We start from the raw sequence: 12,664 nt of genomic DNA, 5'->3' as shown, positions 1-12,664 counted from the left end.
CGTGACCGGCTGGAGTCCAAGAAGATCTCCAAGACCCAGGCCGTGACCTCCAACGTTGAGGGTGAGCTCGCCGCGAAGGATGTGCACATTGGCCCGTCCGATTATGTGCAGTGGCTGGATGACCGTAAGTGGGCGTTCGTGCGTTTGGAGGGCCGGAACTTTGGTGACGCGCCGGTGTCGCTGGAGTACAAGCTGGAGGTCTGGGACTCGCCGAACTCCGCCGGTGTGATCATCGATGCGATCCGTGCGGCGAAGATCGGCCTGGACCGCGGCATCGGCGGGCCGCTGCTGTCCGCGTCGAGCTACTTCATGAAGTCCCCGCCGGAACAGTTCAACGACGACCTCGCCCGGGAAAAGGTCGAGGCCTTCATCCGCGGCGACATCGAGCGCTAACCCCCTTTCCGGCCCTCCCTCACCTCCTGGCAGGGTTCGGCCCGACGCTCCCTCACCTCACGGGTGGGGGAGCGTCGTGCTTTCGGCGTCCTTTTTGTAGCGCCCGATGGCGTGGCTCGCCTGCGCCAAGGCAAGTAGTTTGAGCACCAGTTGACCGTGCAGGTGCATCCCGACGGCGGCCGTCAGGATCAGCTCGTTAGTGTCCTCCGGCGCCGCGGTCGCATTAATGTCCCGGTCGGCGATCGAGTCGAGTGCCTTGCTGTAGGCGTCCAGCAGCTCTACGGTCACGGGCACGCCGAGGCTTTCCATCTGCGAGACATGCGCGTCCAGTGCCGCCCTGGCGTCGCTGGGCGCGTCCGGCCAGTTTCGCAGGCGTACGACGGCGTCACCCGCCCGAGTGCCCGTGTCACCGTGCCCACTGCTTACCGGAGTGAGGCCTAGTACCGTACGCTGCACCGCAGCGAGAAGCTCGAGGCGCGGCGCGCCGTCGTCGGCCAGTTTCACCAGCGTTCGGATCTGTTCGATGTTGAGCCCCACCACTGCCCGCAGGGCCTGGATCAGCCTTAGGCGGCTGACGTGCCGATGGGAGTACCTGGCCCGCGTGGCGTGAACCGACTCACCGGCGGGCAGCAGTCCCTCGCGGAGGTAGAACTTAATGCTCGCCGCGGAAACCCCGGCGCGCTCGCTTAGCTCTTTAAGCTGCACCCTGCCTCCCGTCCTGCCGCTTGGATAGCAAAACCAGCGCCCACTATCTTGATGTACAAGAATTGGATAGTGCTCCTATCCTAAAGCTATGGAGTCCTGGAACGCACTGCTTGCAAGTCACGTGATCGCCGCGCTTTTTGTGCTTGCGATCGGGCCGCTGCAAATACTCCGGCGGCGCCGCGACCGGATCCACCGCAGCATGGGATACCTCTGGGTTGCTGCCATGTACTACGTCTGTGCCAGCAGCTTCTGGATCGTCACCGAAGGACACTTCACCTGGCTGCACGGGCTGTCCGCCTTCACTCTGGTAACGGTCACCCTTGGACTGGTCAGCGCCATCCGTGGGAACATCGCTGCCCACCTCGGGAACATGGTGGGCAGCTACGTGGGCATTGCCGTGGCGTTTGTCTTCGCTGTCGCAGTGCCCGGCCGGGCCATTCCCCGTCTCCTGGTCGACGACGCGCCCACCGCCCTTTACGTCGCTGGAGTCGTTGTCCTCAGCGTCGCCGTCATCTTCGCCTCACTGAAGCTCGGCGGCCGGTCTGGTTCTCTGGCGAGGAAGCGGGGGAACCCAGCGGGCCCAGCGGCCGGTTCAGACACAAATCAGCCCGGCCGGGACGCTCCCTCAGTTTTGGCAGGCTGAGCGGGGACGCTCCCTCAGTTTTGGCCGGCTGACAGGCGACGCTCCCTCAGATCGCGTCGGCAAAGCCTGACGCCTGAGGATGGTCCAGCCAGTCGGTGCGCAGTGCCCGTTTGATCCGTCCGACAGCCGACTGAAAGGCGTCGGCGAGATCGTCCTTGTCAAACGTCAGGACGGTCCACCCGGCGGATTCGAACGCTTTGTCACGTCGCCTGTCGCTGAAGGCCTGGGCATCGAGAAGGTGATGGCCGCCGTCGTACTGAATGGCGATTCGTCGATGCCGGTATCCAAGATCCGCCGTGGGGGACATAGCGTCGTGGAGTCTTAGGGCCACTTGGAGACCCGGTTCCGGGAGACCGGCGTCGGCCATGGCCAGCCGCAGCAGTGATTCGGGGGCGGAATCGGCCCCAACGCGCATCATGTCCAAAGCTTGCCGGGCACGCACAACGCCCTGCAGGTTGGGGTGACGGCCCACGAGAGCGCGCAATCCTGCCAGCGTTGCGAACGGCTCGGTCCGGTCCTCGAACTGCGGCCGCGGAGTCCGGATCAGTTCGTCGCCCATGCAGACAAGCTCGCTGACTGACAGGCGCCTCGCCATATCCAGCCACGTCCTCGATCGGGTGCTGATGTGAATGCCATCCACGAATTCGATCTCCTCCTCCCGGGCCAAAACCGAATGGCCGTAAACCCCCTTACGCCGTACTTCGGGCAGGGCCCGCGGTTTGCTCAGATGAAGCTCAGTCGAGTCGGAGAGCCTGGCAGGCAGAATCTGGCAGCGGATTCGCGCCGCCGTGACGTGGGAGATCCAGGCGCCTGGGGACACTGCAGATAATGACCGCGCCGCGGCTTCAAGGTCGAAGTCCCAATCCGCCGGGCGATACAGTCCGCGGCCCACGTGGACGACGTCCGCCCGGCGCAGCCGGCTTGCTGATACGCCGGATGCCCTCGCCGTCTCCCATGTGAACGGTCCCGACAGGAGGGTTTCCGGCAGATGATTGCGCATTTGCATACCCGCATTGTGACTTGAAAGGCGCCCGTCCTGCAGAAGTTATCCACAGGCGCGTTGGAGGCGGTGGGGAGTGAGGGAGGGTTGGGGATGGGGCGGCGGGGAGTGAGGGAGGGTCAGAAGAGGCCTACCGGGTTGCCGTCGTCGTCCACGTCCATCCGCATGGCCGCCGGAACGGCCGGCAGGCCCGGCATGGTCATCACGGCACCGGTCAGGGCCACGATGAAGCCGGCGCCGGTCTTGGGAATGAGGTCGCGCACGTGGATGGTGAAGCCCTTCGGCGCGCCCAGCCGCGAGGCATCGTCCGTGAACGAGTATTGGGTCTTGGCCATGCAGACCGGCAGCCCCGCCCAGCCGTTCTTCTCAATGTCCGCAAGCCGCCTCAGCGCCGGCACGGAGAAGTCGGCGCCGTCCGCGCCGTAGATTTCCTGCACAATCGTCCGGATCTTGTCCTCCACAGACAGCTCCAGCGGATACAGGTGCCGGAACGAGCCGGGCCCGGCCACCGCTGCCGCAACCTTGGCCGCCAGGTCATCGCCGCCGTCGCCCCCGCCGCCGCGTCCCCACACATCCGCCACCGCGGCCTGGATGCCTTCGCCGGCGCACCAGTCGAGGAGCCAGTCGAGCTCCTCCTGGGTGTCGGTGGCGAACCTGTTGATCGCCACCACGGGGGTGACGCCGAACTTTTCAACATTCCGGACATGCCGGCGCAGATTGGTCACGCCCGCCGCCAGGGCCTCCACGTTCGGCTCCTTGAGCTGGTCCTTGGCAATCCCGCCGTGCATCTTGAGGGCCCGGACCGTGGCCACCACCACCACGGCGGAGGGCGCCACGTCCGCTACCCGGGCCTTGATGTCCATGAACTTCTCGGCGCCCAGATCCGCACCGAAACCCGCCTCCGTCACCACAATGTCAGCAAGCCTGCGCGCGGTCTGCGTAGCGATGAGCGAGTTGCAGCCGTGCGCGATATTGGCGAACGGGCCACCATGGACCAGCGCCGGAGTCCCGGCGATGGTCTGCACCAGGTTGGGCCTGATGGCATCCTTCAGCAGCAGGGTCAGTGCCCCCTGTACCCCCAGGTCCGCCACTGTGACGGGGCTTCGGTCATAGGTGTACCCAAAGGTGATGCGGCCCAGCCGATCGCGCAGATCTGCCACGTCCGCGGCGAGACAGAACACCGCCATGATCTCCGAAGCCACGGTGATGTCGAAGCCGTCCTGGCGCGGGATGCCCTGGGTCGGGCCGCCAAGCCCGATCACCACTTCCCGGAGGGCACGGTCATTCATGTCCAGCACCCGCTTGAACGTCATGCGGCGAGGGTCGATGTTCAGCTCGTTGCCCTGGTAGATGTGGTTGTCCACCAGCGCCATCAGCGCGTTATTGGCGGACGTCACGGCGTGGAAGTCGCCGGTGAAGTGCAGGTTGATCTCGTCCATGGGCACCACCTGGGAATATCCGCCGCCGGTGGCCCCGCCCTTCATGCCCAGGATCGGGCCGAGCGACGGCTCCCGCAAGGCGATCATCACCTTGTGGCCGGCCTTGGCCAGTGAATCGGCCAGCCCTACCGTCGTGGTGGATTTTCCTTCGCCCGCCGGCGTGGGCGACATCGCCGAGACCAGAACCACCTTCCCCGACGGTGCCCCGGCGGAGAGCTTCGCCGGATCGATCTTCGCCTTGTGGCGGCCGTAGAGTTCCACTGCCCCGGGATCGATACCGGCGGCGGACGCGATCTCCTCAATGGGCCGCAGCACGGCATTACGGGCTATCTCGAGATCGCTCAGAGTGCTGTCAGACATCGTCGTCCTTCATCGTTGGGGCCAAGCCGGGGCGTACCGGCTGCGCTCAGCCGGTGAGCCGCGGGGCATAGCCGGCAGGCGCCGTGCGGCCGGCCGAAAATTCTTCGGCTGCGGCATGGTAGCTTTCCAGCGTAATGGTCGCCGTGCGCTGCCAGCCGGAGCTCTGCGCATGGACGGACGCTGCGCGGCCCATGTCCTCCCTCGTGGCGGGATCGTCGTAGAGGGCCTCGAGGGCGTCGGCCCAGTCGGCGGCGCGGTGGCCGTCCACGAGCAGCCCTGTGCGGCTGTCAAAGACGGCGCGGGAGAGGCCGCCCACCCTGGTGGCCACCACGGGCGTGCCGCAGGCCTGGGCCTCCAAGGCCACAAGACCGAAGGATTCGCTGTACGAGGGCATCACCACAACGTCCGCCGCGCGGAACCATGCCGCAAGCTCGGCCGCGGCAACCGGCGGATGGTGCGTGACGACGTCGTCCAATCCGGCGGCGGTGACCAGCGACTTCAGGTTGAAGTCTTTGGCGCCGCTCAGTGCGCCCAGAATGGTCAGCTTCAGGTCGATGTCCGGACGGCGCTCGCGGAGCAGCGCGGCCGCCTTCACCAGGATCTGCGGACCCTTGAGGCGCTGGATCCGGCCGGCAAACACCAGATGGAACATGCCGGGCCGGATGCCCCGCTCGGAGCGCGCGCGGCTGCGGAAGGCGGGTGTGAAGACCGAGAGGTCGACGCCAGGGGGAGCGACGTCGATGTGGTCGAAGTCCGCGTTGTAGTGGGACACGAGTTCGGCGGCTTCCGCGGTGGTGTTGGCCATGAGCCTTGTCGCCCCGTCCACGATGTGGTGCTCGCCCACTTCGCGCCGGCGCGGCTCGGGCTTTTCGCCGGACTGCAGCAGGAGGTTCTTGACCTTGGCCATGGTGTGCATGGTGTGCACCAGCGGCACATTCCACAGCCCGGAAAGTTCCAGGCCGGCCACCCCGGACACCCAGTAGTGGGAATGAATGATGTCGTAGCGGCCGTGGGGCTGGCGCTCGCGGATCCGCTCGATTTCGGCGACCATGCTGTGGAGCAGTTCCGGCAGTTCCTCCTTGGGCAGCTTCCGCGGTGGACCGGCGAAGACGTTGTGGACGCAGACGCCGGGATCCGGATGTTCGACGGCGGGCTGTCGGGCGTCCGTGGACCGGGTGAAGATCTCCACTTCCACGCCGATTTCGGCGAGGGCGGAGGCCAGGCCCCGGATGTAGACGTTCATGCCGCCGGCATCACCGGAACCGGGCTGCTCCATCGGAGACGTGTGCAGGGACAGGAAGGCCACACGCTTGATCAGGGTCATGGCTCTCCTCTCGGTCTACGGGAACGCATCCTTCCCGGTGCCACAGCGGCGCCCAACCGGGAACTGCATCCGGTAAAACACTACTCCTCAAGGTGGAGCTGCACCCGATGAAACGGCAGCCCTGTGGCGGCGGGGCCCCGAGCGAAGCCCCGCCGCCACAGCTCATGCGCCCAGGTGGCCTCGCACGGCGGCCTGCACGGCGTCGCGCATCGGAGTGGAGGGCCGGCCGATGAGCCGGCTGAGATCCCCGCTGGTCACGAGCAGGTCGCCCCGGGCGATGCCGAGGTCGCTGTCCGCCAGAATGGCCGCGTAGTTTTCCGGCAGGCCGGCGTCCACCAGCACCTGCGTGTACTGCTCGGCAGGCAGGTCCTGGTACTTGACCGGCCGGCCCGCGGCCGCGCTGACTTCGCCGGCCAGCTCACTCAGGTTGAAGGGCACGTCGCCCCCTAGTTCGTAGACCTTTCCTTCCTGGCCCTCGCTGAGCAGCACGGCCGCGGCGGCCTGGGCGTAATCAGCCCGGGCAGCGGCACTGACACGACCGTCTCGGGCGCTGCCGAGCACGGCTCCATGCTGGAGCTGAACGGAGACCTGGTCCGTGTAATTCTCCAGATACCAGCCGTTGCGGAGCAAAACGAAGGGGACTCCGGAATCGCGGAGCGCGTCTTCCGTGGCCTGATGTTCCGCGGCCAGCTGCATCGCGGTGGTGTCGGCGTTGGCGACGCTGGTGTAGGCGATCAGGCTGACGCCGGCCTCTTTAGCGGCGCCGATCGCATTCCGGTGCTGGGGGAGACGCTGGCCAACTTCACTCCCGGACACCAGCAGTACCTTCTCGGCGCCCGTAAACGCCTCGCGGAGGGAACCGGCGTCGTCATAGTCGATCCGGCGGACCTGGACGCCGCGCTCGGCGAGATCGGCGATCTTGCTGAGATCACGGCCGCCCGCGACGATCTGCCCGGCGGGGACATTGCGGCTGAGGAGTGCTTCGACGACGAGGCGGCCGAGCTGGCCGGTGGCGCCGGTGATGACGAGGGTCATGGTGGTCCTTTCACGGTGGATGACTGTCACCTGTGCCAACCAGACCCGGTGCCAGTTACTTCCCGAAAGAGAGTACGCACTTTAAGGTAAGGTACTGATATGAAAGTAAGTACCCAGGAGAAGGCGCCTGCTTTCCCGTTCGCGGACGGGATTTTTCCTGCGGGATGCCCCAGCAGAATCGTCCTCGACCATGTCACCAGCAAGTGGGGTGTCCTGATCCTGGTGGCGCTGTCCGAGGGGCCGCAGCGGTGGAGCGAACTGCGCCGGCGCGCTGAGGGGATCAGCGAGAAAATGCTGGCCCAGACCTTGAAGACCCTCGAAGCCGATGGATTTGTCCGCCGCGACGCACAGCCGATCATTCCTCCGCGGGTCGATTACAGCCTGACCGGCAGCGGGCAGGAGCTTGCCGCGCTGCTACTGCCGCTGGTCTCCTGGATCGCGGGGCACGCTGATTCCATTGTCGGGCGGTCCGGGAAAGCAGCAGGCGCAGGGGGTTAGGCGGACCCCTGCCACAGCCTCGCCAGCTCCGGGAATGCTGCCTCGTAGCCGGCCAGCAGCCGGCCGGCGAGCTGCTCAGACCCCACCAGCGGGTGTTCCGCGAAGGCCTCCAGTGCGGCTTGCCGGTCGCCATGGCTCGCCGCCCGGACGGCCAGGAGCTCCACACGCTTCACCCGCTGCATGAGCTCCAGCTGCGGCCCGGCCGGCAGGTCCTGGGGGATTGGTTCCGCCCCCGCGGCGGTCACAGTGCAGGGAACTTCGACGACGGCCTCCGCCGGCAGCCCGGGAATCGCCGGCGCAGTAGCAGCCGGCCCAGTAGCACCCTGCCCGCTAACGGCCTTGTTCCGCGTGTTGAGGATGAGTTGGGTGCCGCCCGACCCCGCGTACGGGTCCGGTGTCTGACCTGTGAGAGCCCGCATCACGGCCAGGGCCACCTGCTCGTAGCCACCGCCGGCAAGGTCCTCCGCGTCGCGTGCCTCGTCAGCACTGCGGGCTTCGGCCAGGTAGCCCTCCTCGCGGGACCGGCGAGCGGTGTCCCACAGCTCAAACGCCTCTGCCCCGGCTGCGGCCAGCCTGGGGTACAGCTCCGCTTGCTGGCCGTGGATCGACTCCCCGCGCGTGACATCCATGGCCCGCATGGCCGAGGCTGCCCGGGCGGTGTCGTAGTAGTAGAACAGGTATTCGTTGGGCAGGACCCCGCGTTCCTGCAGGAAGGGCTGGGGGAACAGCCGGCCTTCTTCAAACCCTGCCAGCGCGCCGGCATCCGCCAGCAGGTCCGGAAGCAGATCCCGCCCGCCGGACTCCAGCCGGTACAGCCAGCCGAGGTGGTTCAGCCCGTAGTAGCCCACGCCGTCGAGCCTTCCCGGCGGCAGCGGCGCACCGGCCGCGCGGGCGGCGCGGTGGACGAGGGCGCTGGCGGAGTCGCAGATACCGATGACCTTCCGTCCCAGCACGGGCAGCAGCGCCTCGGTGACCATGCCTGCCGGGTTCGTGAAGTTGACCAGCCACGCATTGGGGCAGTGCGTCCGCATCGATTCCGCGAGCTCCAGCATGGCGGGGATGGAGCGCAGCGCGTACGAGATGCCGCCCGCTCCGGTGGTTTCCTGGCCGAGCAGCCCCAGGTCCTGGGCGACGCGTTCGTCGGCTATGCGCCCCGCCGTCCCGCCCGGCCTGATGGCCGCGAACACCACATCGGTGCCGGTGAGCGCCTCGCGGAGCGACGTGGTGGCGGTGACAGCGGGGGGATGCCCGACGGCGGCGCTGCCTTCCGCCGCGGAGCGCGCCGACGCTGGGGAGCGTAGTGAGCCCACCGTGGGCATGGAGCGCAGCACCGCGGTGATGGCCGCGAGGCGGCCGGGGTCGACGTCGAACAGCACCAGTTCCCGGACCAACCCGGCGTACGGGCTGGAGCAGAGCGCCCGGTAGACGAGGGGAACCCGGAATCCGCCGCCGCCGGCGATCATGAGCCGCATGGAATGGAGTCTATGCGCAGCCACGGGCAACGCAATTCGGCCACCCGGAAACCGAGGGTGTGGCAGCCGGTTCCCGCCCTGGCTATACCCCCCAGATTTCGGGGTTCCACCCCCGGAGCACACGGCGTAGTGTGCCGAACATGGATGCGATTCCCGCAGGCCGCTTCGATCCGCTCGCCGCCGTCCGATCACCGTCGGCCGGTCGCTTTGACCTGCTGCTGGCCGGCACAGTGTTCCAGGACATCATTTTCACGGGGCTCCCGCACGCGCCGCAGCCGGGGACCGAAATTTGGAGCGAGGGAATGGGAAGCTGCCCCGGCGGCGTGGCCAACCAGGCCATCGCGGCGGCCCGGCTGGGCCTGCGTACCGGGCTTGCGGCTGCATTCGGCGACGACGGCTACGGGGACTACAACTGGAAGATCCTCGCCGGGCAGGAGCATGTCGACCTGTCGCTGTCCCGGCGGGTTGCCGGCTGGCACTCCCCTGTGACGGTTTCCCTCAGCGTGGACCACGACCGCTCCATGGTGACGCACGGCCACCCTGCTCCCGTGACGCCGTCCGAGCTGATCGGGCAGCAGCCGCCACCCGCGCTGGCGGCCGTGGCGGACCTGGGCCACGAAATGGAACCGTGGGCCCTCGCGGCCCACTCCGAGGGCGTGAAGCTCTTCGGCGATGTGGGCTGGGATCCCAGCGGCGAGTGGTCGCAGGCGCGCCTGGAAAACCTGCAGTACTTCCACGCCTTCATGCCCAACCAGCGCGAGGCCATGGCCTTCACCGGCAAGGAGAATCCCTGGGCCGCGCTGTATTCACTGGCGGACCGTGTGCCCGTGGCCGTGGTGACGCTCGGGCAGCAGGGAGCCATGGCTGTGGACTCGGAGAGCGGCGAGGAGGAATGGGTGCCGTCACTGCCGGTGACCGCGTATGACCCTACCGGTGCGGGGGACTGCTTTGGCGCGGCATTCGTCGTCGGCTGCCTGGCGGGGTGGCCTCTGGGGGACCGGCTGCGTTTTGCCAACCTGTGCGCCGCGCTCGCCGTGCAGGAGGTGGGCGGCTCGCTCGCGGCGCCGGGCTGGGGTGACATCGCGGACTGGTGGAAACGTGCGAACGCCCGGCCGGAACGCCGCGGCAGCCAGTGGCTCCGCCGCTACGCCTTCCTGTCCGACATCGTCCGGGATGTGCCCCCGGAAGCCCAGCGGCGGGCGGCAGCCACGATCGCGCACCTGTCCGACGCCTAACCCACCGGCGGGGCAGGAATTATCCGGCCCCGGACGCCAGCACTAGAATCACTAGAGTGAATTACCCCGCAGCAACAGGAGACCTCCCCCCGGCAGCAGGGCCGGTGCCGCCGCTCTCCCAGGAGCGGTCCTCCCAGGAACGGTCCGCCATCGTGGACCTGGAGGCCATCCGGCACAACGTCCGGAGGCTGGCCGCTGCCGCGTCCCCCGCGAACGTCATGGCTGTGGTCAAGGCCGACGCGTACGGCCATGGTGCGGTGCCGGTGGCCCGGGCCGCCCTCGAAGCGGGAGCCCGCTGGCTGGGCGTGGCCCACATCTCCGAGGCTCTGGCCCTCCGCGCCGCCGGCATCGACGCGCCGCTGCTTGCCTGGCTGCACACCCCGGAGAGTAACTTCGGCGCGGCGGTGGCCGCCGGCGTCGACATTGGGTGCTCGGGGTGGGAGCTCGATCGGATCGTTGCCGCCGCCCGGGAGCAGGAGCGCCCGGCGCGCGTCCACCTGAAAGTGGACACCGGCCTTGGTCGGAACGGCGCCCCCATGGAGGTGTGGGACCGACTCGTGGGCGAAGCCGTGGAATACCAGGACCAGGGCCTGCTGCGCGTGGTGGGCATCTTCTCGCACCTCGCCGTGGCCGATGAACCTGAGCGGCCGGAAACCGACGACCAGCTTGCGGCGTTCCGCGAGGTACTCGCCATCGCCGAGGACGCCGGAGTGGATCCGGAAGTCCGGCACCTCGCGAACACGCCGGCCACGCTGTCCCGGCCGGACACCCACTTCGACCTCGTCCGCGTGGGCCTGGGCATCTACGGGCTCTCACCCTTCGAGGGGCAGACGTCCGCCGAACTGGGGCTCCGCCCGGCCATGACCCTGCGCACCGTGGTGTCCCACTGCAAGGACGTACCCGCCGGCCAGGGCGTTTCCTACGGCTTCAACTACCACACCTCCGGTGCCAGCACGCTGGGACTCATCCCCCTCGGCTACGCGGACGGCGTGCCCCGCGTCGCGACCGGCGGTCCGGTGCGAGTGGAGGGCGTGACCTACCCGGTGGTGGGCAGGATTGCCATGGACCAGATGGTGATCGACCTCGGTCCGCGGCACGTCTCCGCGGGCGGCCACAGTGTCCTTGGAGCCGAGGCGCAGCTTTTTGGCGACGGTGCCGACGGCGGTCCCACGGCTGATGACTGGGCACGCGCCGCGGGCACGATCAACTACGAGATCGTCACCCGGATCAGTCCCCGCGTACCCCGCACCTTCATCAACGAAACGCCGGCGCTGTGAGCGTGCCGGCAGCCGCTGACCCGCCTCGCTGGGTCCGGAACCTGAAGGTTACGACGGCGGAGCAGACCCACGCGCTCGGCGCGGCCCTCGCGGAGGTGCTTCGGGCGGGCGACCTGCTGGTCCTCACCGGCGAACTGGGCGCCGGGAAGACGACGTTCACCCAGGGCCTTGGCGAAGGGCTCGGCGTGCGGGAGGGCATCATTTCGCCGACGTTCGTGCTGGTCCGGATCCATCCCAACCTTCCCGATGGGCCGAATCCCGGCGGTCCAGACCTGGTCCATGTGGACGCCTACCGGCTGGGATCGGCGTCGGAAATTGATGACATCGACCTCGAAAACACGCTGGACTCATCGGTGACCGTCGTGGAGTGGGGGCGCGACCGGGTGGAGCACCTGAGCGACAGCCGCCTTGAAGTGGAGCTTCACCGTTCAACCGGAAACGGGGCAGTCGGGGCGGCAGTCGGGGCGCGGGAAACGGACGGCGTTTTGGACTTCGACGCTGAGGACGACGACGAGCCCCGCACCATCATCATCCGCGGCTTCGGTCCCCGCTGGGCCGACCAGCCGGTCCTGAACCTGGCATCCGAAGGGATCTCCTGATGCTCATCCTTGCGATCGATACCTCCGCCGTGGCGAGTGCCGCACTGGTTTCCGACGATGCACTCGAAGGAGTGGTGGGCAGCTTTTCCACCGAAGACACGCGCAGCCACGCCGAGGTGCTCGCCCCGGGCATCGAGAAGCTGCTGGCCGAGGCCGACGTCACGGGCGCTGACATCGACGCCATCGTCGTCGGCGTCGGGCCTGGTCCCTTCACCGGGCTCCGCTCAGGGATCGCCACCGCCAGGACCCTTGCCTTTGCCTGGGGCAAGCCGCTGCATGGGCTGATGAGCCTGGACGCCGTTGCCCTGGAAGTGGCCGAGTCCACCGACGCCCCGGGGGAGTTCCTGGTGGCCACCGACGCCCGGCGCAAAGAGGTGTACTGGGCCCGGTACACGCTGCAGGAGGGGCAGCTCCCCAGGCTCGTGGACGGGCCGCACGTGGGCTTCGCCTCGGACCTTCCCGACCTTCCTGCCTACGGGGCCGGTGCCGGCCTCTACGCCGACGTCCTGCGGGCGGACCCGGATTTCAGCGCGGAGCAGCCGGATGCGCTGTACCTCGGGCAGTTCGCCCTGGTGCGCCTCGCGGGAGGGGAGGAACTCCCTGACTCCACGCCCCTCTACCTCCGTGAATCCGATGCGCAGGTACCCGGCCCCCGGAAGCGTGCCCTGTGAGCGGCCAGTCCGG

12 protein-coding genes and 1 pseudogene are annotated in these 12,664 nt (G+C 68.0%); 7 read left to right on the top strand and 6 right to left on the bottom strand.

What is annotated here, in order from left to right; genetic code table 11:
• Nucleotides 1-393, top strand: a pseudogene (locus ACIP90_RS09690) (inositol-3-phosphate synthase); the annotation flags it as partial.
• A gap of 57 nt (nt 394-450) precedes the next feature.
• On the opposite strand, the gene ACIP90_RS09685 reads toward ACIP90_RS09690, so the two are convergent.
• On the bottom strand, nt 451-1,098 hold the full coding sequence (locus tag ACIP90_RS09685; RefSeq protein ID WP_400578911.1) for a MerR family transcriptional regulator: 648 nt from the start codon (nt 1,096-1,098) through the stop codon (nt 451-453).
• An 88-nt stretch (nt 1,099-1,186) separates the two neighbouring features.
• Between ACIP90_RS09685 and ACIP90_RS09680 the strand changes: the two genes are divergently transcribed.
• The gene (locus ACIP90_RS09680) at nt 1,187-1,741 is read left to right on the top strand and encodes a DUF2306 domain-containing protein (RefSeq protein WP_400578910.1); all 555 of its coding nucleotides are present in this window, start codon (nt 1,187-1,189) and stop codon (nt 1,739-1,741) included.
• Between the two features lie 46 nt (nt 1,742-1,787).
• Here ACIP90_RS09680 and ACIP90_RS09675 read toward each other — a convergent pair whose 3' ends face one another.
• The 4 genes from ACIP90_RS09675 to ACIP90_RS09660 all read right to left on the bottom strand — a co-directional run bounded on the left by ACIP90_RS09675 (nt 1,788) and on the right by ACIP90_RS09660 (nt 6,899).
• Complete coding sequence (locus tag ACIP90_RS09675) at nt 1,788-2,747, bottom strand: DUF559 domain-containing protein (protein WP_400578908.1); 960 nt, start codon at nt 2,745-2,747, stop codon at nt 1,788-1,790.
• 113 nt (nt 2,748-2,860) lie between these two features.
• Nucleotides 2,861-4,540, bottom strand: coding sequence for a formate--tetrahydrofolate ligase (locus tag ACIP90_RS09670; protein ID WP_400578906.1), 1,680 nt, complete (start codon nt 4,538-4,540; stop codon nt 2,861-2,863).
• A 46-nt stretch (nt 4,541-4,586) separates the two neighbouring features.
• Complete coding sequence (gene mshA / locus ACIP90_RS09665; protein WP_400578905.1) at nt 4,587-5,864, bottom strand: D-inositol-3-phosphate glycosyltransferase; 1,278 nt, start codon at nt 5,862-5,864, stop codon at nt 4,587-4,589.
• 162 nt (nt 5,865-6,026) lie between these two features.
• Nucleotides 6,027-6,899 (bottom strand): SDR family oxidoreductase, encoded by an 873-nt coding sequence (locus ACIP90_RS09660; protein WP_400578904.1) that lies wholly within the window; start codon nt 6,897-6,899, stop codon nt 6,027-6,029.
• Between the two features lie 99 nt (nt 6,900-6,998).
• Between ACIP90_RS09660 and ACIP90_RS09655 the strand changes: the two genes are divergently transcribed.
• Nucleotides 6,999-7,397 carry a winged helix-turn-helix transcriptional regulator gene (locus ACIP90_RS09655; RefSeq protein WP_400578903.1) on the top strand — a complete coding sequence of 133 codons (399 nt, stop codon included), beginning with the start codon at nt 6,999-7,001 and terminating at the stop codon, nt 7,395-7,397.
• Here ACIP90_RS09655 and ACIP90_RS09650 read toward each other — a convergent pair.
• On the bottom strand, nt 7,394-8,869 hold the full coding sequence (locus ACIP90_RS09650; RefSeq protein ID WP_400578902.1) for a 6-phospho-beta-glucosidase: 1,476 nt from the start codon (nt 8,867-8,869) through the stop codon (nt 7,394-7,396). The genes ACIP90_RS09655 and ACIP90_RS09650 overlap by 4 nt on opposite strands.
• 140 nt (nt 8,870-9,009) lie before the next feature.
• Here ACIP90_RS09650 and ACIP90_RS09645 point away from each other — a divergent pair, with 140 nt between their 5' ends.
• From ACIP90_RS09645 to tsaB, 4 genes are read left to right on the top strand one after another with little or no spacing between them, the layout of a single operon-like run.
• Complete coding sequence (locus ACIP90_RS09645; RefSeq protein ID WP_400578900.1) at nt 9,010-10,104, top strand: carbohydrate kinase family protein; 1,095 nt, start codon at nt 9,010-9,012, stop codon at nt 10,102-10,104.
• Between the two features lie 56 nt (nt 10,105-10,160).
• Nucleotides 10,161-11,381: an alanine racemase gene (gene alr / locus ACIP90_RS09640; RefSeq protein WP_400578898.1), complete on the top strand. Its 1,221-nt coding sequence runs from the start codon at nt 10,161-10,163 to the stop codon at nt 11,379-11,381.
• Nucleotides 11,378-11,980: a tRNA (adenosine(37)-N6)-threonylcarbamoyltransferase complex ATPase subunit type 1 TsaE gene (tsaE, locus tag ACIP90_RS09635; RefSeq protein ID WP_400578896.1), complete on the top strand. Its 603-nt coding sequence runs from the start codon at nt 11,378-11,380 to the stop codon at nt 11,978-11,980. Before alr ends, tsaE begins: the two co-directional genes overlap by 4 nt.
• Complete coding sequence (gene tsaB, locus ACIP90_RS09630) at nt 11,980-12,651, top strand: tRNA (adenosine(37)-N6)-threonylcarbamoyltransferase complex dimerization subunit type 1 TsaB (protein WP_400578894.1); 672 nt, start codon at nt 11,980-11,982, stop codon at nt 12,649-12,651. Before tsaE ends, tsaB begins: the two co-directional genes overlap by 1 nt.
• Nucleotides 12,652-12,664 lie beyond the last annotated feature (13 nt).

The sequence above is a fragment of the Arthrobacter sp. NPDC093139 genome (assembly GCF_044754165.1).
In the GTDB taxonomy this organism is placed as follows: domain Bacteria; phylum Actinomycetota; class Actinomycetes; order Actinomycetales; family Micrococcaceae; genus Arthrobacter.
Note: the sequence above shows the minus strand (reverse complement) of the source record. Positions and strands in the feature narration are given on the sequence as shown.